Genomic DNA, 22,135 nt, shown 5'->3' with positions numbered 1-22,135 from the left:
ACGCGCGCGACCCAAAACAGCGCTTATCGCTGTTGGCGCGGCGGCGTCAAGGGGAGTTTATTCAGCTTTCTCTGACAGGAGGCTGAAGTTGATGCGAAAAGAACTGACAAACGGTCAAACTGGTTTTTGTGGTAAAAACCAGTCTGACCGTGGTTCGATCAGTCGGTTTTGGGGGCCAGATTTAATTCCAGATCTTTGAAGCGAACTTCCATGGGGCCGCCGGAATGAATCTGGAAGGCGATGATGCCGGTCTTGGCGCCCTGGGGATCGTTGAGGTCGGTACAGAGATTTCCGTTAATGAAAGTACGAATCTGCGGGCCAACCGCGACGATGCGATACTCGTTCCATTCTCCTTCACGAACATAAGCTTCACCCGAATTTTTAAACAGGAGACCGCGACCATGTTCTTCATAGAGTTTTCCCCACCAGCCTTTACCGGCGTCTGCCTGGTAGCCTTTGACATGGCCGCCCGGTTCAAGACTGCTGCGAAACTGAATGCCACTGTTACCGGTGTTGGGTGTGAGTTTGACTTTGAGTTTCAGTTCAAAATCCCCTACCTGCAGATCGCTGACGAGGAATTCATTCTGCTTGATGCCCGGCGAACGTCCGACGATCTCGCCGTTTTCGACCGACCAGAGCTGACTGTTTCCGGTCCAGCCAGCGAGGTTCTGTCCGTTGAAAAACAGCTTCAGATTATCGGCCGTCGCCTGCATGGGAACCTGTTGCGAACTGGCCAGGTATGCGACCAGCGAACGGACTTCGATGCGGCTCAGTTGCTTCCAGAGATTGTCCGGCATCATCGATTTATCACTCAGGCTCATTTCATCAATTTCATCACGTGGTATGATGACCGTCTCGTTGGCGGTTGCGACGGTGACCGCGTTGTTATCTTCTTTCTTAATGATGCCGGTTACGATTCGTCCGGACTCGGTTACGATGACAGCGGGTTGATAGTCTTTCGCCATGACGGCACTCGGGTCAATCACATTGGAGAGCAGATAATCAAGGTTTGCCCGATTGGAACCGGTCAACTCAGGTCCGATTGCTTCCCCCGTGCCAAACAGTTTGTGACACTGCTGGCAGGTTTTGGCGAATACAGCGCGTCCCAGATTCAGATCGGGGGTGGGCTGCGGGCGTTCGATCATATTCTTGAAACTGGCGATCTGCTTTTTCTTATCAGCAGCCGACTCGCGCACGATGCCCCAGACTTTGCCAATCTTTTCATTCAGACTTTTGTCCTTGAGATTGCCCAGCTGGCGAATGATTTCCGCGGAGAGATCTTTAGCGGCGATTTGTTTGGCTTCGACAGCTGCCACGAGCTGATGCGCGTATTCGCGTCGACTGGCGAGCGTGTTAAGGGCATCCCGTTTTTCATTCAGATCGAACCGGGGATAACGTTTGAGAATTTCAGCAGCGGTGTCGGCGGCAGAGTAACCGGCCAGGCCGCGTAAGGCTTCCCGTCGCATGGTCGGATCGTCGAGTAAAGGAATCAGAATGGGTTGCAGCTCCGGGTCTTTCGCACCCAGTAAAGAAGCCAGTGCCGACTTGCGACCTGGGAGATCGTTCTGCTGACTGGCCACGATTTCGCGTAACTGCTGCATCGCCGCCGGATCTCCGAAGGTCACCGCCAGCGCCAGCGACTCTGATTTCACAACCGGATCTTTGCTGGCGATCAGTTTTTGACCGACCGTTTTCCAGGGTTCGGGCATCGGGAACTGACGACGTCCCCGCAGCGCGCTGTTGATGGAATCGAGAAAGACTTTCTGGCGGGCTGCGGTTGTCGACTGCCCCAGCTGTTCGACCAGGAAAGCGACTGCGTCGGCTGTTCCGATATCGGCAATTCGCCGCAGGGTATAGGACTCGATTAAAGGAATCTCGGAGGCATCCGCCAGCTGAAACGCACGTTGCATATCATGCGGTGCCAATGGCTCAATCGCATACCAGTACAACAGCGGCAGATTGTGATCGTTCTGATCTTCTGCATGACTGACCAGGCCAGACAGGATATCCCAGCGCTGATCCAGGGGGAGTCGATTGACGGCAGATCCCAGATCCAACCGCACGACGGGAGAAGGATCACTCTGCGCGAGTTGAGCCATTTTCGCGAGCAGCGCCTGGGAAGGTGTTCCCGTTTCCAGAGCAAGCTGGATGGCCCAGCCCCGCATGAATTCACTGGGGTCTTTTAAAGCCTGCATGACTTTGGCTTCTGACAAACCGCCGGTCACATGCAGAGCCCATAATGCCCGTAGACGTCGTGTGACATCGTCATTCTGGAAAGCGATTTCTGCCAGTTGGGCATGGACTTCCGGATCGGGTCCCCGTTCCTGCAGAATGCGCCGAGACTGGCGGACGTACCAGTCGTTATCATGTAACTGCAGCTTGACGAGTTCGGCACTCGTCAGCTTCTGCAGATCGACTTTGACAGGTTTCGCATTGTTATACGCGACCCTGAAAATACGACCGTTCGAGCGGTCATGTTTCTGAAATTCACGATGATGACACTGATTCGTATCGTACCAGTCGATGAAATACACCTGCCCGTCCGGCCCATACCGCAGGTAGAGAATCTGTGAGGAACGATCGTTGGCGAACAGGAAATCGGGTGCGAAATCTCCTTCATAGCCCGAGCCTTTCCGTGCCAGCTGATCCTGATTCAAACGGGCGCCGTGAATGTTATTCATGAACAGCTGATTGCGATACTTTTCAGGCCAGTTTCCCCCCAGATAAATCATCGCACCGGCATGCGCATGACCGCCTCCGACCAGATCGGAGGCTACCCGGTCCGACTGATTCCATTGACCGCCGGTCCAGTGTCTGTGCTTCGCGATGGTCTTGATGTCATCGTAGGTATAAGGATTGAAGTGCTGTCCGGCCTGTCTGCGATAGCGGGCGTTCTGAACGATATGGAACAGGTGAGGAATCACACAACAGCTCAGGAAGCACTGCCCCTGATCGTTGAAGTCGACACCCCAGGGATTACTGGTTCCATGGGCGAAGACTTCGAATTCGTGGCGGGTGGGATGATAGCGCCAGATGCCGGCGTTGATGGGCTGCCGCTGATCATCGGGTGTGCCGGGCTTCCCGACTCGGGAATGAGTAAACACGCCATGGCATCCATAGAGCCAGCCATCGGGTCCCCAGATGAATGAGTTCAGCGTTTCGTGTGTGTCTTCATAATGCCAGCCATCCAGCAGAATCTGCGGTTCTGCATCGGGTTTGTCATCGCCATTCTTGTCAGGAATGAAGAGCAGGTAGGGCGCCTGTCCCACCCAGACGCCACCAAAGCCGACTTCCAGTCCGCTGACCAGGTTGAGTTTGTCCTGAAAGATTTTACGGGTCTCAAACTTTCCGTCGGCGTCTTTGTCTTCGAAGATCAGAATCCGGTCTTTTCCTTTCCCCTCGGGCTGTTTGCTGGGATAGGCATACGATTCGGCCACCCAGAGTCGTCCGCGATCGTCAATCGTCATGGCGATTGGCTGCTGGACATCGGGCTCGGCAGCGATGAGCGATACGGAGAAGCCTTCGGGAACCGTCATCACCTCAGCGGCTTTGTGGCCCGGCAGACCATCGTATTTCTGGGTATGTTCTTTTTTGGGAGCGTCATTGTTTGCCACATCCAGAGCGGCGGGTTTCTGATCGTGGAAGCGAAAATGATCGAAGTTAATGTGTCCCCAGCCACCTCGATGCTGATCGACCAGGCGGATGAAGATCTCCTTGCCCTGATATTTGGAAAGATCGACCAGTGTCTGATGCATGGCCTCATTGTTGCGACCGCTGGCTTTGGCAATCACTTTGCCGGTCGCATGGTCTACGATTTCCACTCGCGTGGAATCATGCTGTCCACCGCCGACATAAAAAGTGGCGTAGGGATGATCGACCTTAATCTTTGCGGAAGTCAACGTTCCGACAGGCTTGTCTTGCAGGAATTCAAAGGTGCCAACCCAGAACTGCCCCTGATGATTGCTGCGCATGTCAGTACGACGGGCCTGTACCATATCGTCTTTGGCAGGCTGCGACTGAAAAGCTTCGCCGTCTGCAATCCAGTCATTCAGATTCCCGAGTTCAAAGTCGACGTTCAGCCGCTTTCCTTCTGAATTCGTGGCGTAAAACTCTCCCGGCTTGAGCTCATTTTTTACGGAGACTTTCTCAGGCACAAACTTTTTCGGCTGTGCTTTTTTCCAGGTGGCTTCGTCCACTTTCTCTGTTTTGTGGAGCAGGACATAGGCGCCGGATTTATTCCCGACCACCAGATCCGGCAGCTTGTCGCCATTGAGATCGCCCGTGACGACCTGTGTTCCGACGCCGGATTTGTCATTGATCTGATAGGGGAGGAAATCGACACCCGATTTGGAGCGTACTGTTTTGAACCAGTAATTGACGGGCGGTTCCTTCGCTCCCGGATCATGCCCCTGGTGCGCCCAGAATCGTTTGCCGGTGACGATGTCTTTAATTCCATCGCCGTCCATATCGACCAGATCGACGGCGTGTAGCTGGGAAAACACGACGCCGTAGTTGTTCTCTTCCGGTTTGCTGCCCATGATGCGATGTTCAACGAATGTGATGTCGTCGCCGTCCTTCACATTTTCGAACCACGCGAGTCCGTAGGCGTGTGCGGCTTTGCTGGTGATGACATCCTGATCGCTATCGCCGTCGATATCGTAAGCATACATCTGGGCACCGCCGGCTCCCGAAAACTTGAAGGGATGCCGCGTCCAGAAACCGGGTTTGCTGATCTCCGCCGGCTGTTCCCACCAGCCATTCTTCTCAAGAACATCCGCGCGACCATCGCCGTTGACATCACCGACTCCCAGACCGTGTGTGAAACGACCATACTTGAGATTGGGAGAAATCGCATGGAACTCCCAGGGCGCGGTCGGATCTTTTCCCGGCCCGGCGTAACCCAGTTGTCCTGCGGTATGAAAGACCAGTTCGGGTTCCCCATCGCCGGTCAAGTCGGTATAGGTGGGCGATTCATTATCGACGACGGGATGTGCCAGATGCTTTTTCCAGTGCCCCTTTTTGTTCTGGGGGTTGGCGTACCAGAATGCTTCTTTCCCCGGGAAACCGATGATCAGAATATCGGGCCACTTGTCTTTGTTGATGTCGTGAGTGAAAGCAAAAAAGTTATCGGAATAGCCGTTGATACTCCATTCCTTGACCGGATAGTATTCATGCCGTTTCTGAAATTCGGGCCCCTCGTACCAGTATGGTCCCGAGATGACATCTGCCTTTCCATCCTGGTTGATATCGGCGAACGTCGCGCCTTCTGCATAGAATTTGTCCCCCAGTTGCTGGCGTTCAAACTGGTGGATGACGAACTCTTCGGCTGCAGAGAGCGGTACTGCCGACATCAGCAGGCACAGTAGAAACAGGGAGTAACGAGCCATAACGATTCTCCTCGGAGAGATAACTGAAATAAAAATGATTCGAGAAGCGTTTCAGAGAAAGGCAGAATTCAGAGCGTTGCTCATTCCAGCGTGAAGGCAGGCAGAGGTTTGATTTCACCTCCCGCGAGCGCCGACTCATGCGCCAGAATTCCGACACAGGTCCAGTTGGCAGAGAGTGGCGCGTTCGGCCAGGGATCAGCATCTTCCAACAGCGACTTCAAAAACGCATCCACAAGATGTGGATGCGACCCGCCATGCCCGGCACCCTGCAGGAACGACAGATGCTCGGCGTCGTGAATCGCCCGGGTAAATTTCTGAATCTCAGGTGGGAGCAGGTGTGCGTAATCGGGCACTTCCACTCGTTCGGGGATTTCCGGTTCCGGCTTTTTCGCGGTATGCAGCACCGGGTTTTCGCCTTCGATTAAAGGCCACTCGAATGATTTCTTCGTCCCATAGACGTCAACCGATTCACGGTACTGCCGCGCGGTATCAAACAGGAACCGCCAGATGTGTGCGGCTATGTCGGAATCTTTAATTTTGATGTGACAGGTCTCGACGGCGAAGCGGTTCCCTGATTTCTCGGCGATTTCATCATTCACTGTGCCGGAACCGAAGCAGCTGACATACTCGGCGCGACCATCGACCATGCCTAATACCGGGCTGACGACATGCGTCGCGTAATGCATGGGAATCATCCGCTCCCAATATTCCGGCCAGCCTTCCATGTCCTGCGGGTGACTGGCCTGCATGTATTGAATTTTTCCCAGTTCCCCTTTGTCGTACATCTCCTTGATGAATAAAAACTCGCGGCTGTAGACCACAGTTTCCATCATCATATATTTCAGGCCGGTCTCTTTGACTGTCTTGACGATCTCTTCACACTCGGCAACCGTCGTCGCCATCGGTACCGTACAGGCGACATGCTTACCCGCTTTGAGTGCTTTGATGGATTGCGGTGCGTGATCGGGGATCGGCGTATTGATGTGGACGGCGTCCACATTCGGATCGGCCAGCAGTTCATCATAAGAAGTGTAGCGTTTCTCGATTCCGAAGGTATCGCCGATATGATTCAGATGTGTTTCGGATCGCTGACAGATCGCGTACAGATTCGCATGCGGATGTGCCTGGTAGATGGGAATGAACTCGGCTCCAAAGCCGAGACCGACAATCGCAACATTCATCTGTTTCTCACTCATGGCAATCCTTCAAAGCTGCAGGAGACGCTTCTATCCGGACGGAACCTTCTTACATCGGAGCCGTACCCACGTTCTTTATTGTAAAACAGGAGCGACCAGTTACCATGTAAACTTGCGCAGATTAAATTGAGATATTTCACTAAACCAGAATCAGTCTGATTCTGCAATTACCGGCACTGTTTTTGATTTCCTGTTTTAGAACAGTGGGTTTCCTTAAGAATATTACGTTCAGCGGAATCGTCGTTCACTCCCAAAACAAGTTCCCCCATCCATGAAAACACGGCCTTCTATTGCGTTATTGATTGAGTCGTCTAACTCCTACGCCCGTGGTCTGTTGCGGGGGATCATGTCTTATATTCATGAACACCATTCCTGGTCGATCTATCTGCCCGAACATGGCAGAGGCAACGTTCCTGTCAGCTGGCTGAACAACTGGCACGGCGATGGCATTATCGCCCGGATTGAGAACACAAAGATTGCGGAAGCGGTTGTGAATGCGGGTGTGCCTGCCGTCGATGTAAGTGCTGCCCGACTGGCACCTTCACTTCCCTGGGTGGAGACCGATGATCGCGCGATTGCTTCCCTCGCCGCCCGACATCTGATCGATCGTGGTTTTCAACACTATGCATTTTGTGGCGATCATCGTTTCAACTGGTCCCGCTGGCGTGAAACCCATTTTCAGGAATACATTCAGGCAGCTGGTTTTCACTGTCATACTTATCCACAGACGAGTGGCAGGAAACAGGCGGCTCCCTGGGAAGTCGAACAGAAACGTCTGGCAGACTGGATTCGGGCGCTTCCCAAACCGGTGGGGGTGATGGCCTGTTACGATATTAAAGCGCAGCAGCTGCTCGACGTCTGTCGGACGATCAATGTCGCCGTGCCCGAAGAAGTCGCGATTATCGGCGTCGATAATGATGAGATCCTCTGCAATCTTTCCGAGCCCCCGCTCTCCAGCGTCATCCCGAATACAAAGCTCACCGGCTATGAAGCCGCAGCGTTGCTGGACCGCATGATTGCCGGTGAAGCGGTTTCGTCGGAAGCGCAGCTGATCAAACCGCTGGGCATTGCGACGCGACAATCCACGGACATTCAGGCGATCGACGATAAACTGATATCTGATGCCGTGCGTTTCATTCGTCAGCAGGCCTGCGATGGTATTAATGTGCAGGATGTTTTGAAATCGGTGCCTCTGTCACGTCGGGTCCTGGAGAGTCGCTTCCAGAAAATCATCGGCCGCTCTCCTCACGAAGAGATCATGCGCATCCGCCTGGATCGTGTGAAACAACTGCTGGAAGAAACCGAACTCTCATTAATTGAAATTGCAGAGCGCACGGGCTTTCGCCATGCCGAGTACCTGAATGTCGCCTTCAAAAAACAGACCGGTACAACCCCGGGAAGCTTCCGTCGCACTCAGAAACGAACACGCTGAAAACCGAAATGGGGTGTCAGGAAACAGGGTGCAAACATATCCTGCCTCTTCCCACGAATTTAAAAGGGCTCTGTTTCAATTTGTATGTCAGACCGTATAGTAGAGGCTACTACTAACGCTCCCCGCTTTTTCCTTAAGCTTTTTGAAACAGACGGATCAGCATGACAGACTCCACGTCGTCCGAGAAATTCAAGAAACGCATCGTTTCCCTGGATCAGTTTCGAGGCTACACGGTGGCCGGTATGTTCCTGGTCAATTACATGGGCTTTTTCGTGGCCTGCCCCGTCGTGCTCAAACATCACAATACGTATTGCAGCTATGCTGACACGATTATGCCACACTTCCTGTTCGCCGTCGGTTTTGCTTATCGATTGACGTTCGGGAGACGGGTTCAGACAGATGGCGCTGTTTCAGCTTACCTGCGCGTTGTGAGACGGCTGCTGGGGCTGGTGCTGGTTTCGCTGATTATCTACCGCGTTTCTCCCGTCGCAAAAACCTGGGAGGAACTGCAATCTCTGGGTATCTGGGGCGCGATTGCTGACCCGCTGAAACGGAACTGGTTCCAGACGCTGATGCACATCGCGGTGACGTCGCTCTGGATTACCCCCGTCATTCGATCGCGGGCTTCTGTGCGGATTGGCTTTATGGTTCTCTCCGCTGTGGCCCACGTGATTCTGTCTTATTACTTTTATTTTACCTGGGTGAATTCTCCGCCGAATGGCATCGATGGCGGTCCGCTGGGGTTTTTAACCTGGACGATTCCTGCGATCATCGGCACACTGGCCTGTGACTGGGTCGTGGAAGCAGAAGGTTTGCCCCGCGTGAAACCGATTCTCTTCTGGTCGTTTGCCCTGATGCTGTTGGGCTGGGCCATTTCCTGCGGCACACGATTGTATAATGTCCCGGTTGCTGCGCAATCCACTCCCGCCAACCAGCGACAGAAACTGGCCTCTCACCCCATCATTCCTGACGAAGCACAACTGAAAGCGAAACAGGGAGAACCGCTGTCAGAGTATCTGGCGGAACCGCCGTTCGTTAAACCGCCGGAACAGGATCAGCGGCAATGGAATTACTGGATGATGAGTCAGCGGGCGGGAACGCTGTCCTACCTCGTCTTTTCAGCAGGACTTTCGCTGTTTGTTTATCTGCTGTTTCACCTGGCTTGCGACCGGGGCAATTTACAGATTCCCCTCTTTCGGACTCTGGGAACGAATGCACTGGTCGCCTATATTCTGCATGACCTGGTGGGAGAAGCCGTCAAACCATTCACTACCAGAGATGCCGCCTCCTGGTATGCCTGGGGCAGCTTCGTGCTTTTTTTCTGGATCACCTGGCTGATCGTGCGTCATCTGGAAAAGAACAAAATTCACTTGAGACTTTGATCAAAAGGAACTGGCTCAGCACACCAGACTTCAAACGAGCGTGACCTGCTTTTCGCCTTGAGTGACTTTACCCAGAATATGTGTGGGGCATTGGCTGGCCAGCAGTTTTTCACGAACCGCTTTCGCCTGATCTGCCCTGACGATCGCCACCATGCCGATTCCCATGTTGAAGACGCGGAACATTTCCTCCTCATCAATATTTCCCAGTGACTGCAGCCAGTCAAAGGCAGGAGGTACGTCCCAGGCTGATTTCTTGATCTCAATTCGACGGTTGGCAGGCAGAATTCGCTCGATATTTTCAACCAGACCTCCGCCAGTGATATGTGCCATTCCGCTGATCACAATCTGATTGGGATAGCTGCGAACAACGGAACTGATAGCCGCTGCGTAGATCCGGGTGGGCTCCAGCAGCACACTGGCGACGGTTCGCTGATTTAATTCTTCAATCGGATCGTTAATCCCCAGTCCCGCCATTTCAAAAACAACTTTGCGGATCAGGCTGTAGCCGTTGGAGTGAAAACCACTTGATTCAAGTCCCAGTACGACATCACCTGCCTGGATGGCATGCCCGTCCAGAACCTGGTTGCGTTCGACAACACCCACTGAGAAGCCGGCCATATCAAAGTCACCATCGCCGTACAGGTCAGGCATGATTGCCGTTTCTCCGCCCAGCAGAGCAGACTTCGAGAGCACACAACCTTTGCTGACCCCTTCCATGAGTTCCACCAGCCGCTCGGGGTCATCCTTGCCTAGCGCGATGTAATCGAGAAAGAACAACGGTTCCGCCCCCAGGCAGAGGCAGTCATTGACACACATAGCGACCAGGTCGATGCCAATCGTATTATAAGTTTCCGCTTCAATCGCCACTTTGATTTTGGTTCCGACCCCATCGGTACCAGAAACCAGTACCGGGTCTTCATATTTTCGACCAGCGGGACCAGGTTCGGGGTTATTCAAGCGGAACAGGCCAGCAAATCCTCCGGGCAGATCCATCACGCGTGATTTTTGAGCCAGATGGGTTTTTGCCAGCAGGGGATGGATGGAAGACATTGCTTTCTGATAGAGATCCAGGTCAACACCGGCATCTTTATAGGTCGCTTTGGTCATGATCACATCCGAATAAATAAGAGCTGAAACAGAATTTTTGCATCAGATTTCCTGCTGATCTTCAGAGAAAACCCACAGCCGACAGCATAACATTCCGCCGTCGAGAAGAAAATCATAGCTGTCAGTTATTTGAAACCCACGACAGGAAAACCGGAAACAGACCTGTATCTCAATGAAATGGAACGCTATGATCCTGACGTTCACTACACCCGCCTGAGGCAGCGGCATAAGATTCCAGCGAATCCCGATTTACGGTGAAGCTGCTTCCTGAATCTCTCAGAATATATTCATCCAAGGAGAAGACCTGCATGAAGTTAGCGACAATCCAGACAGAAAAAGGCATTCAAGTTGTCTCCGTGATTGACCAGGACAAAGCGCTGACATTTTTTGATCTACTGGCTTTTGATGAAAGTCTGCCCCAATCACTGAAAGGGATTCTGACGATCGAAGGAGGCCTGGAGCGCGCCCGGTTAGCCGCAGAGCAGGCTCAACAGGCAGATCGACAGATTACAGGCACCCTGCTGGCACCGATTCCGGTACCGGGAAAGGTGCTCTGTATCGGTTTAAATTACCGTGACCATGCAGAAGAAACAGGCATGCCATTCCCTGATGAACCGGTCTGTTTCAGCAAGTTCAGCAGCTCTGTAACCGGCTCAGGACAGCCGATACGGATTCCCTCTGTTGCCCGCGAAGTTGACTACGAAGCCGAACTGGTAGCAGTAATCGGAAAGTCATGTCGTAACGTGACCCAGGCAGACGCACCAGGCTACATCGCCGGCTATATGAACGGCCACGATGTCTCAGCGCGCGACTGGCAGATTGGACGTCCGGGCGGACAGTGGCTGCTGGGAAAAACAGCGGACACCTTTGCGCCGACTGGCCCTTATCTGGTAACGGCAGATGAGATCAAAAATGCAAACAGCCTCCCCATTAAATTGACACTTAATGGAGAGGTTTTGCAGAATTCCAATACCGATAAGTTTATCTTTACCATCGAAGAGGTAATCGCGTTCGTGTCTCAGATACTGACACTCGAACCCGGTGATATTATCTTTACCGGTACGCCCCCCGGAGTTGGCATGGCCCGTAAACCCCCCGTATACCTGAAGCCTGGAGACCAGGCTTGCATCGAGATACAGGGGCTCGGAATGTTACACAATACCGTGGAAGCGTGGAATTGAAATGTTTTGATCCAGATTCTACTCGGAAGTAGTAACTCGAACTGCACGCAGGCCTCGATCACTCTTTTCGGTTTCAAACTCTACAGTTTGACCTTCAACCAGTTGATCGAATGTGACACCATCCAGTGATGAGAGATGAAAAAAGATATCCTGTTGGCCATCGTTAATGAAGCCAAACCCTTTTTCAGTAATTTTTTTGATTGTTCCAGTGGCCATAAAGCCCATCCTCTAACTTAAAAGTCTCTCGACAATAAAACGGAGTTTATTGTCACTCTGTAACTGATCACTACTTTTAGCAAACTCGCTGCTTATAAAGAGTGACACACTGAAAAAAATACGCACAGCGTATTATAACGCAAAATAAGGGCAAATTCAGGTAGTGAGCGAATTGGACACTTATGTGAATAAGATTAAAACCACTTCAGTCTCACTCAACCTGAGATAAGTGTGACAAACCCTGAACGAATTAGCAAACTGTTATATCAAAGTTTCTTATAAAAATTTTGAGAATTCTAAAAAACTAATTTCTTAAGATTCTGACTGAAAATAAGGGTTTACCTGGATTTAATCTTGACCTTTTTCCAGGAATTTGGCACCCGATCCGCCCTGATTTCAGAGAGGAGCAGAATCCGTCTAACCCCTTTTTTCTCTCCAGTTCCCATTTGTTATCCTGTGAGTAGAGTCAACTGGACTGAAAAAACAGCCGTCTTTCGGTGATTTCAAACTGAAATATGAGTTTAAACGATGATTGTCGCTTGAAATCTACCCTGTCTCATTTTTTAATGCTGTTAGACAGTGTCTTTCATGGACAGAGACCAAGTGACTCATTTTCAATAACAACTATTCGGAAGGGACAATAGAATGTCTTTCACAAAACTGAGCCGACTGTTCGTCGTGCTGGCAACAATCAGTATCTCAGCATGGGCCGTTGGATGTGGTAAACCTGCAGCTGATGCACCTGCCCCCGCCCCTGCACCTGCTGATGAAGCGCCCGCCGGTGATGCTCCCGCTGAAGCTGGTTCCACAACCGGTGGTGCTGGCGCTGAAGTACCAGAAGGCGGAGAAGAACCTAAAAAAGAAGAATCCGGCACCTAAGCTTGCCGAAACCAGTTCTCTGGTACCTCTTTGATTTGAAACGCCCGTTTATTTTGAACGGGCGTTTTTTTGTAGATGCAAAGAGACTCTCCTCGGGACCTGTTGAAAACCGTGAAGTTCATTCTCAAAAACATGTCATTTGCCGCATTGTGGTTTATAATCGAATCAAAGTCCGTCAGGTTAACTTCACTTTACTCCTGCCTGACTGATCTCATGACCCAGGTCTTCCGAACATCGGATTGTCCGTTGTCCAGCCTGTATTGCACGCGCCGTGATTAAGGAATCCATTCGTGAAAGCTACTTCATCCCTGACGTTTTGCCTGACAATGTTATTAACCCTCTGCTTTGGTTCCATCGCTGCTGCAGCTGATTCCCCGGCGGAAAAACAATGGATTCCACTGTTCAATGGAAAAGACCTAAATGACTGGACCGTTAAAATTCGAGGTTACGAGGTCAACGAAAATTTTGGCGATACGTTTCGCGTTGAAGATGGCTTACTGAAAGTCGGCTATGATCAGTACGGTGAATTCGCAGAAAAATTCGGGCACCTGTTTTACAAAACACCGTTTTCACATTACATCATCCGTGTCGAATACCGGTTTACCGGCGAGCAGTCTACAGGTGGACCAGGCTGGGCCTTTCGCAACAGTGGGATCATGGTTCATGGCCAGACCCCGGAAAGCATGTCGAAAGATCAGCGATTCCCGGTTTCCATTGAAGTGCAGCTATTGGGCGGCAAAGGGACAGGAACCCGCACAACTGCCAATCTCTGCACCCCGGGTACCCATGTTGTGATGGAAGACAAGCTGTTCAAACCGCATTGCGTGAATTCTCACTCTAAAACCTACCATGGCGATCAATGGGTTACCGTCGAGGTCGAGGTCCGGGGAAATAAGATCATCAAGCATGTTATTGACGGGAAAACGGTGCTTTCCTATACGAAACCACAACTGGACCCCGTGGACGCCGATGCAAAAAAACTGATTGCTCAGGGCGCGCCCGTCATGCTCGATCAGGGTACGATCTCGCTGCAGTCTGAAAGCCACCCCATCGAATTTCGTAAAGTAGAACTTCTGAACCTGGAACCTTAATTCGGCCCTGAATTGAGAATCTGTTTCAAACAATACCTGCGACAGGCCGGGAGGGGAGAGATCTTGTTTCAATCCATAAAAATAGTGGATTTTCAATCGCTTCAGTCTGGAACAAGTCTCCTCATTCCCGAATACTACAAGCAGCGTGTCTCCCGGTTGAAGGCAGCATTACCAGTTATCAGAAAGAGAAAGTAAGACCAATGAAGGGTAGTCAGAAAATAATTGACGCATTAAACGATGGGCTCACAATCGAGCTGACAGCCATCAACCTGTATTTCATCTCCTCCAAAATGTGCAAAGACTGGGGATTTGATAAGCTGGCCAAGCACTTTTATGATGAATCCATCGAAGAAATGAAGCACGCAGATCAGGTCATCGACCGGATCCTGTACCTTGACGGCGTGCCTGAAATTGCCCGCTATGACGTCATTCGTGTTGGCAAAACGGTAGAGGAACAGATCCAGAACAGCCTCGAACTGGAGATGAAGGGCGTGTCTACCTACAACACGGCTATTGAATTGTGCCACGAAGAAAAAGATGCCGGCAGCCGCGAGCTGATGGACCAGATGGTCGTTGAATCTGAAGAAAGCATCGACTGGTGTGAATCACAGCTGGAACTGATCAAACAGGTCGGAATCCAGAATTATCTGGCAGAACAGATCCGCGAATAAACGGCTATTCCCAGAGAAAGCAGGCATCTGGCCTGCTTTCCAGCGCGGGGATCTAAGCAAAAAGCCCCCCAAGGGGCTGATGTGAATGAGAAAAGACTACGCTGGCTGCGCCGCACACAGGCAACGCCGCTTAGACTGGCCACAGTCATCGCAGGAACCTGCCAGCAGATCTTTAATACGACAATGGCAGGCCGTACAGCCTTTTCCTGCGCCACAACCCCGCGTTACTTCATGCACTGTCTCAGCATTGCTGACAGTAATGCACTGCTGCACTTCCTCTGGCGTCACCTTCAGGCAGTGACAGAGAAATTTTCGACGGGGCGCAATCTCAGGGACAGGGATTGCCGTTGCTCGTTCAAACTGGCTCTCGGTAACGGTAGACATTTCTCGTGATACCCAGACATCAGACGCATCCCGTGTGACTGATGTTTTTTTAATTGAAAGCTGATTGAGTGATGATTACAGGACTCGAAAAGGCAGGAACGGTCTTTAAGTCCCGTTTTCAGGTTTGACTTCACAGTAGCTGGCACCCCATCCATCTTGAATTGACAGGTATCCCATATCAGGAGAGCACACCAGACAGCGTGCAGTCGATTTCGGATAACATGCCATTCCCAAGCAGGCAAGACACCAGAGTATGAGACTCAGTCTCAACTAAGGATAGTATATCGGTCTTTTGAGTACTGTCAACTACTCTCAAAAAAGATTTTTTACTTCTACGGAGAGACACCTCCCGGCGAGAGACTTTATGTACACATTGTTTTGAAAAACAGAGATGAAAAACCGCCTTTCTCAAGCACCAGATACAAAAACAGGCCTGCATTTCAAAGCAGACCTGTTGTGATTAAATAAACTGAAAGCTATTAGGTAGGCTGCTTTTTGAAGGCCGTATCAGGATCCCGAAAGCGATAGCCAACACCTCGGACTGTCTCAATCAACTCCGAATGTTTTTCCAGCTTTTGACGCAAAGCCCTGATGTGCACATCGATGGTCCGCTCCAGCACCAAAGCATCATCTCCCAGAGCGGCATCAATCAGCTCGGCCCGAGAGAAAACGCGACCAGGCTGACGAACCAACGCTTCCAGCAGCTCAAATTCACTACGGGTTAAGGATACCGGAATATCATCAATCATAACTCGATGTCGTCTGCGGTCGATCATTACTCCCTGACTGACAATCGTGTCTGAAGCTTCCCCGTTACTTTCTCGGCGTCTGAGCAGAGCCTTGATCCGTTCCAGCAGAATTTTGACACTGAATGGTTTGGTTACGTAATCGTCGGCTCCTAACGTGAAACCAACCACCTGGTCGGTTTCTTCCGACTTGGCTGTCAGCATCAGGATCAGCACATTGCTGGTGACAGGATCCGATCGGAGACGGCGACAGACTTCCAGCCCGTCCATCTGTGGCAGCATCAGATCCAGAATAATCAGATCGGGAGTTTTGAGCTGCGCCTGTCGCAGCCCGTCCATTCCATCCAGGGCAACCACTGCGTCGTACTTCTCCTGCCGCAGGTTATATGCGAGGACTTCAGAGAGAGAACGATCATCTTCAATTACAAGAATGCGTTTCTTTGACATGTTTTTTTCTTACACCACCTAAATGAAATTGAATCAGGTAGAAAATGTTTCCTTATGCCGATGGCGGACAATTTCACCCTCGGTCAGATAAATCACATCTTCAGCAATATTAGTTGTATGGTCGGCAATACGTTCGATGTGGCGAGCGGAAGAAAAGAAATGTAATGCCGGTTTAATCAAGCTGGGATCGGTCTGCATCAACTGATAAATTTCATTGATAATCTCCCGATTGTAACCATCTACAATATCATCTCGCTTGCACACGCTGCGAGCTTTTTCAGAGTCGAAATCAATAAAAGCATCAATCGCATCACGCAACATGGAGACGGTGACTTTTGTCATTGGCTCCAGGGAAGCGGGAATACGAAAGTTAGGGTAGTGCGACAGACCAATGGTCCGCTCCGCAATATTCACCGCCAGGTCGGCGATCCGTTCCAGGTCACTGTTGATTTTCAAAACAGTTGCTGTTTCACGTAAATCCACGGCCACGGGTTGATGCAATGCCAGGATTTTCAGACACTCTTCTTCAATCTTAACTTCACTCTCGTTGATGGCACGTTCTTTCTCGATCACTTCATTTGCCAGGTCAACTTGAACTTCATACAGGGCACGACTGGCCTTGGAGATCATCTCCTCCACCAGCGATGACTGTGTGATAATCTCTCTTTCAAGAAACTCCATATCGCGCTGCAAGTGCTTTGTCATCGGCTTATCCAAATCTGCCTGTAATATAGTCCTCGGTCTGTTGTTTCCGGGGATTCGTAAACAACTCTTCTGTTGCCCCCGATTCCACCAGCAGCCCCTGATAGAAAAATGCAGCCTGGTCAGAAACACGTGCTGCCTGCTGCATATTGTGCGTCACAATTACTATCGTATACTGTTCTTTCAGTTCAAATATCAGGTCTTCAATCCGGGCGGTAGAAGCCGGGTCCAGTGCGGATGCCGGTTCGTCCATCAACAGGATATCCGGATCATTCGCCAGTGCCCGGGCGATGCACAACCGCTGCTGCTGCCCTCCTGACAGATTCAGAGCCGATTCACTCAAACGATCCTTGACCTCATCCCACAGAGCAGATCGCTGCAGTGAACGTTCTACTATCTCGAATAAATCCTTTTTCCTGCGGATGCCGGCAATTTTAGGACCGAAGGACACATTGTCAAAAATGGATTTGGGAAAGGGAGTCGATTTCTGAAATACCATTCCAATCCGTTTACGCAGACTGACAATGTCCGTGCGAGGGGAATAGATATTCTGCCCCTCCAGCAGGATTTCACCTTCCACCCGCGTCCCTTCAATCATATCGTTCATTCGATTGAAACATCGTAAAAACGTCGACTTGCCACAACCTGACGGGCCAATAAAAGCAGTCACACAGCGTTCCGGTATGGAAAGCGAAATATCTGTTAATGCACGATTCTCCGAATAATAAAACGACAGATCGGTCACGCTGATTTTTTCCGTGGCCTGCGCTAGTTCATCGGCGGTCCGCATGCTTTTCCCTTCCGGAATGGAAGGACGGACGATCGGGCTTTTCGAATGATCGGAAGTCGTCTTGTCGGATGATTGCATATGTTTTTTAACCGAGGGTGTTGAAGCCATGGATTGAAAATCCTTGCTGAAACCAATTATAGATGCTTTTGATCAAAACTGTGTCGATGTATTTCTCTGTTTTTCCAGGTAACATCAAATCCATTCAGATTACCAGCGGATCTTTTTCCCGTATTTATGACGTACAAAAATGGCGATCGCGTTCATACTGACCAGTACCACCAGCAGTACCAGAATCCCGGCAGCGGCCAGATGATGAAAATCCTCCTGCGGCCGGGAAGTCCAGATGAAAATCTGGATCGGTAACGCTGTAAACTCATCAGTCAGCCTCTCGGGAACAAAGGGCACATAAGCCATTGCTCCCACTGCAATTAACGGTGCAGCCTCGCCTAAGGCACGAGACAGTGATAAAATCACACCCGTCATGATGCCTGGCAGAGATGCCGGCAATACCTGATACCACACGGTCTGCCAGCGAGTGGCACCCAGAGCATACGCCGATCGTCGAATCGAATCGGGAACCGCTCTTAACGCTTCCTGTGAAGCCAGAATAATAATGGGCAATACAACCAGCGTCAGCGTCAGTGCCCCGGAGAGTACACTCCGCTCCAGTTGCAGCGCCCGCACAAACAGACCCAGGCCCAGGATGCCGTATACGATGGAAGGCACTCCAGCCAGATTGGCAATATTCAACTGAATCAATTTACGCCAGCGACTGCGGGGGGCATACTCCTCCAGATAGAGGGCTGCACCGACTCCCAGGGGAACAGAGAACATCGCCGTCAGGCTGATCAACCAGATACTGCCCCACAACGCAGTCTTGATCCCCGCTTTATCAGGAAAACGGGAAGGCAGGCGCTCAATGAATTCCCAGCTCAGCCAGCCTTTTCCCTGTATGATAATATTCCAGATCAACAGCACGAGCAAAAATATACATGTCATGGTCGCCAGGAAACAGGCAGACGTAAACAGCATATTTGTGATACGACCACGCCGCTTTGTTGTATAAATATCAGGTTTTGAGCTCATTCGTAACGCTCTCCTACTCGAGAGAGAATATATTGAGCAATCACATTCATCACCATCGTGGTGATAAACAAGGCCAGACCCACTGCAAAAATGGTTCGATATTCCAGCGTACCCGTCGGTGTATCCCCCTGGCTCACCTGCACAATATAAGCGGTCATTGTCTGAATACTTTCCAGGGGATTCAGTGTCAGCTTAGGTGTGGCCCCGGCTGCCAGCGTCACGGCCATCGTCTCACCAATCGCACGTGAAATGGCCAGGAGAAAACTGGCCATAATTCCAGACAAGGCCGCGGGCACTATCACACGTACTGTCACCTCAAATTTATTGGCTCCCAGTGCAAAAGCAGCTGCCCTCAAAGAGAGCGGGACTGACTGCAGGATATCTTCACTAAGGGAAATAATCATCGGCAGGATCATGATCCCGACTACGATACAGGCACTCGCCGCATTAAAAACGCCGGCACTGGGGAAGATCTCACGAATAATCGGCGAGACAAATACGATTGCCAGATATCCAAATACGACGGAAGGAATTCCTGCCAGAATTTCCAGCATCGGTTTCACGATATCTCGAAAACGGGGAGACGCATATTCGCTCAGATAAATCGCAGTCCCCAGACCGATGGGTACTGCAACAATTGCCGAACCGCCGGCAACCAGCATTGTTCCACACAGCAGGGGTAAAATACCAAAATGCTGAGGCTTTAACAGCGGCGACCATCTGGTACCCGTTAAGAACTCAAGGATGGGAACATCGTAAAAGAACTGCACTGACTCATACAGCAGCACCACGACAATGCCTACGGTCACCAGAATGGAAATGCTGGCACAGACAAACAGCATAAAGTGTATGCAGCCCTCGTAGAAAGGACGCAGACTGCACCACAGCCCCCCCGCCTTTTCTAAAGAGGAAACGCGAGACAGCTGAATGACAGCTGCCTCACCACCTTCAATCTTAGTCGATTGTTCCTGATTCGAACGATCTTCCATTACTTGGATGTAGCTCCGTTAAAGGCTTCCATGTTGGCTTTCTGAACTTCGTCGGAGACCGGCACATAACCCACGTCTTTAGACAGGGCAGCCGCGTTTTCCAGGTAGAATTTCACAAAGGCAACAACTTCAGGTCGCTCTAATGCAGATTTCCGAACGTAAATGAACAGCGGCCGGGACAAGGGGGCATAAGAATTATTTCGTACGGTTTCCAGAGAAGGTTTCTTACAACCTTCACCACCATCAACGCCCAGCAGCTTCAGCTTGTCTTTATTCTCTTCGTAGTAGGCGAACCCGAAGTATCCCAGGGAGTTCTTGTCTTCTGAAACTCCCGTGACCAGTACGTTATCATCTTCACTGGCAGTGTAATCTGCACGACTGGCTTTCGACTCACCCACAATCGCTTCTGTGAAATAATCAAAAGTTCCCGAGTCTGTTCCCGGACCGTAAAGCTTGATGTCTTCTGCAGGCCACTTGGGATCAAGGTCTTTCCACTGTTTGACGCCACTTTCTGGTCGCCATAATTCTTTCAACTGTCCGACAGTCAGACAGTCACACCAGCTGTTTTCAGGATTCACAATCACGGCCAGACCATCAAAGGCAACTGACAGCTCGATATATTCAATCCCCTGTTCTTTACATGCGGTTGCTTCTTTTTCCTTCATCGCACGCGAGGCATCGCAGATATCCACTTCGCCGGCAATAAATTTCTTCATGCCGCCGCCGGTACCTGAAAAACCTACGGTCACGCGGACTTTGGGTTGAACCGCACGAAACTCTTCGGCCACAGCTTCACTCACAGGATAGACGGTACTGGACCCGTCAATTTTGACATCTCCTGCCAGATCCCCGGCTCCTGCGCCGGAACTCTCTGGTTCTGAACCTGCAGATTTTGCAGCTGGTCCATTACTGTTGTTGCCGCCTCCTGAGCATCCAACACCAATCAGGGAAACGCCAATGGCCAGACTCAACAGCGCCAATACTTTCCCGGTGTTCGTTGTGATCATTTCGTCAGTCTCTCCCCATTGCGATATGCTGGTAAACAATTTGAATATTTGTTTCAATTCACGCCACACTCTTCAGATCAGAAAAGTGAGGACGTGACCTGTCTGATTCAGACGTGCGTTACCATAACCGCAATTTGTTAAGATAATATTAAGAAACCGTGAAGTACTTAATCTTTCCGGAACATCAAAACGCCCGGAGAAATGTATCTTAACCTGTTTGAGAGAAGCATCTTACGTCGCGATAATTTGTGAAGATTATCCTCGTGGCAGTCTTACGGAAAACGTACTGCCTTCACCAACCTTGCTGTTCACACCAATGGTTCCCTTAAAAGATTGAACCAGATGCTTGACGATCGAGAGCCCCAGACCGGTTCCTCCCAGCTCCCGGGAACGGGCTTTATCAACCCGGAAAAAGCGCTCAAACAGCCGCGCCAGATGTTTTTCCTCGATCCCGATTCCGGTGTCCTGTACCTGCAGTAACACCATATTTCTCTTATCCAGTTGCCAGCGAATCGTAATTCGCCCTTGGTCCGGCGTGTATTTAATCGCATTGTTAATCAGGTTCCCCAGGATCTGATGCAGCCCTTCTTCATCGGCTTTCACTTTGATACCGGGATCCTTTTCCTCGATTATCAGTTCGATCTGTTTTGACTCGGCTACTTTCTGTTGATCCACCAGGCAGGATTCGACGAAAGGCTTCAGCTCGATACTGATGATATCAAATACCTGGTTTCCGGATTCAATACTCGCCAGGCTGATCAGATCAAGGATCAGCTGATGTAACCGGTCGGCCTGTTCTTCAATTCGCAGCAAAAAGGTCTTGTTGATCTCGGGATCATCCATCGCACCCCGAATCAGCGTTTCCGTGTACGCTTTGATCGAGCTGAGAGGCGTTTTCAATTCATGTGAGACATTCGCCACAAACTCCTGCCGCAGTGACTCCAGGCGGCGTAATTCCGTCATATCAAACAGCACAATCACCAGACCAGGACAGGGCGTGCCGGGCAAGGGAGTGGTGGTTACACCCAGGATGCGATCACTGGTGCTTTCCAGCTCAACTTCCATCCGCTGAGGCTCCAGCGTCTTCAGCACTTCCGTGACTGATTTCTGGAGCTGATGATTCCGCACCGATTCAAACAGCGCTTTACCTTCCGCGGCCTCCGGTGAGAAAAACAGCAGCCTGCCTGCAGATTCATTGGCGAACAGCACATGCTGTCGTTCGTTGATCGCAATCACACCTTCGACCATGCCCTCCAGAACGGTACTTAAACGGTCTCCACTGGCCTGCAACTGCCGCACCCGCTCCGCCATCTCCCTGCTCATGTGATTAAAAGACTGCGCCAGAATTCCCAGCTCGTCCTGCTGCGGGAAATAAAGCTTCTGATCATAATCCCCATTCGCAATGGACTCGGCGGCGTTCGTCAGAATCGTCAAGGGACGAA

Annotated in this window: 18 protein-coding genes; 6 read left to right on the top strand and 12 right to left on the bottom strand. The window is 50.9% G+C overall.

Annotated elements, in window-relative coordinates; all coding sequences use genetic code 11:
• Positions 1-158: 158 nt before the first annotated feature.
• Together AACZ40_RS18510 and AACZ40_RS18505 are read right to left on the bottom strand one after the other, a co-directional pair.
• Positions 159-5,387 carry a PVC-type heme-binding CxxCH protein gene (locus tag AACZ40_RS18510; protein ID WP_339675368.1) on the bottom strand — a complete coding sequence of 1,743 codons (5,229 nt, stop codon included), beginning with the start codon at positions 5,385-5,387 and terminating at the stop codon, positions 159-161.
• Between the two features lie 80 nt (positions 5,388-5,467).
• Complete coding sequence (locus tag AACZ40_RS18505; RefSeq protein WP_291174493.1) at positions 5,468-6,583, bottom strand: Gfo/Idh/MocA family oxidoreductase; 1,116 nt, start codon at positions 6,581-6,583, stop codon at positions 5,468-5,470.
• Positions 6,584-6,854: 271 nt separating this feature from the next.
• Between AACZ40_RS18505 and AACZ40_RS18500 the strand changes: the two genes are divergently transcribed.
• Complete coding sequence (locus AACZ40_RS18500; RefSeq protein ID WP_291174491.1) at positions 6,855-8,015, top strand: XylR family transcriptional regulator; 1,161 nt, start codon at positions 6,855-6,857, stop codon at positions 8,013-8,015.
• A gap of 161 nt (positions 8,016-8,176) precedes the next feature.
• Positions 8,177-9,397: an acyltransferase family protein gene (locus AACZ40_RS18495; RefSeq protein ID WP_291174489.1), complete on the top strand. Its 1,221-nt coding sequence runs from the start codon at positions 8,177-8,179 to the stop codon at positions 9,395-9,397.
• Between the two features lie 30 nt (positions 9,398-9,427).
• Here the strand turns inward: AACZ40_RS18495 and purM are convergent, their stop codons facing one another.
• Entirely contained in the window at positions 9,428-10,504 is a 1,077-nt protein-coding gene (gene purM, locus AACZ40_RS18490) for a phosphoribosylformylglycinamidine cyclo-ligase (RefSeq protein WP_291174487.1), read from the bottom strand.
• 308 nt (positions 10,505-10,812) lie between these two features.
• Here purM and AACZ40_RS18485 point away from each other — a divergent pair, with 308 nt between their 5' ends.
• Positions 10,813-11,685, top strand: coding sequence for a fumarylacetoacetate hydrolase family protein (locus AACZ40_RS18485; protein ID WP_291174485.1), 873 nt, complete (start codon positions 10,813-10,815; stop codon positions 11,683-11,685).
• Positions 11,686-11,703: 18 nt separating this feature from the next.
• Here the strand turns inward: AACZ40_RS18485 and AACZ40_RS18480 are convergent, their stop codons facing one another.
• Positions 11,704-11,901 (bottom strand): cold shock domain-containing protein, encoded by a 198-nt coding sequence (locus tag AACZ40_RS18480; protein ID WP_002649150.1) that lies wholly within the window; start codon positions 11,899-11,901, stop codon positions 11,704-11,706.
• 645 nt (positions 11,902-12,546) lie between these two features.
• Here AACZ40_RS18480 and AACZ40_RS18475 point away from each other — a divergent pair.
• From AACZ40_RS18475 to bfr, 3 genes are all read left to right on the top strand, one after another.
• Entirely contained in the window at positions 12,547-12,780 is a 234-nt protein-coding gene (locus tag AACZ40_RS18475; RefSeq protein ID WP_291174482.1) for a hypothetical protein, read from the top strand.
• Positions 12,781-13,070: 290 nt separating this feature from the next.
• Positions 13,071-13,871, top strand: coding sequence for a DUF1080 domain-containing protein (locus tag AACZ40_RS18470; RefSeq protein WP_291174480.1), 801 nt, complete (start codon positions 13,071-13,073; stop codon positions 13,869-13,871).
• A gap of 200 nt (positions 13,872-14,071) precedes the next feature.
• A complete protein-coding gene (bfr, locus tag AACZ40_RS18465; RefSeq protein ID WP_291174478.1) occupies positions 14,072-14,542 on the top strand; it encodes a bacterioferritin in 471 nt (156 codons plus the stop codon).
• 96 nt (positions 14,543-14,638) lie between these two features.
• Here bfr and AACZ40_RS18460 read toward each other — a convergent pair whose 3' ends face one another.
• The 8 genes from AACZ40_RS18460 to AACZ40_RS18425 form a co-directional block, all read right to left on the bottom strand.
• Complete coding sequence (locus AACZ40_RS18460; protein WP_291174476.1) at positions 14,639-14,926, bottom strand: (2Fe-2S)-binding protein; 288 nt, start codon at positions 14,924-14,926, stop codon at positions 14,639-14,641.
• Positions 14,927-15,405: 479 nt separating this feature from the next.
• Positions 15,406-16,119: a response regulator transcription factor gene (locus AACZ40_RS18455; protein ID WP_291174474.1), complete on the bottom strand. Its 714-nt coding sequence runs from the start codon at positions 16,117-16,119 to the stop codon at positions 15,406-15,408.
• A gap of 33 nt (positions 16,120-16,152) precedes the next feature.
• Complete coding sequence (phoU, locus tag AACZ40_RS18450) at positions 16,153-16,824, bottom strand: phosphate signaling complex protein PhoU (RefSeq protein WP_291174472.1); 672 nt, start codon at positions 16,822-16,824, stop codon at positions 16,153-16,155.
• Between the two features lie 4 nt (positions 16,825-16,828).
• A complete protein-coding gene (pstB, locus tag AACZ40_RS18445; protein WP_339675362.1) occupies positions 16,829-17,719 on the bottom strand; it encodes a phosphate ABC transporter ATP-binding protein PstB in 891 nt (296 codons plus the stop codon).
• A 99-nt stretch (positions 17,720-17,818) separates the two neighbouring features.
• The gene (gene pstA / locus AACZ40_RS18440; protein WP_291174471.1) at positions 17,819-18,697 is read right to left on the bottom strand and encodes a phosphate ABC transporter permease PstA; all 879 of its coding nucleotides are present in this window, start codon (positions 18,695-18,697) and stop codon (positions 17,819-17,821) included.
• On the bottom strand, positions 18,694-19,686 hold the full coding sequence (gene pstC / locus AACZ40_RS18435) for a phosphate ABC transporter permease subunit PstC (protein WP_291174469.1): 993 nt from the start codon (positions 19,684-19,686) through the stop codon (positions 18,694-18,696). Before pstC ends, pstA begins: the two co-directional genes overlap by 4 nt.
• Positions 19,686-20,693, bottom strand: coding sequence for a PstS family phosphate ABC transporter substrate-binding protein (locus AACZ40_RS18430; RefSeq protein WP_291174467.1), 1,008 nt, complete (start codon positions 20,691-20,693; stop codon positions 19,686-19,688). The genes pstC and AACZ40_RS18430 overlap by 1 nt, the downstream gene beginning before the upstream one ends.
• Before the next feature lie 255 nt (positions 20,694-20,948).
• The coding region (locus AACZ40_RS18425; protein ID WP_339675358.1) for an ATP-binding protein at positions 20,949-22,135 on the bottom strand (1,187 nt) is incomplete at its 5' end.

The organism is uncultured Gimesia sp., from assembly GCF_963972345.1.
GTDB lineage: Bacteria > Planctomycetota > Planctomycetia > Planctomycetales > Planctomycetaceae > Gimesia.
The sequence above is the reverse complement of the archived record's forward strand: the minus strand, read 5'-3'. Positions and strand labels throughout refer to the sequence as shown.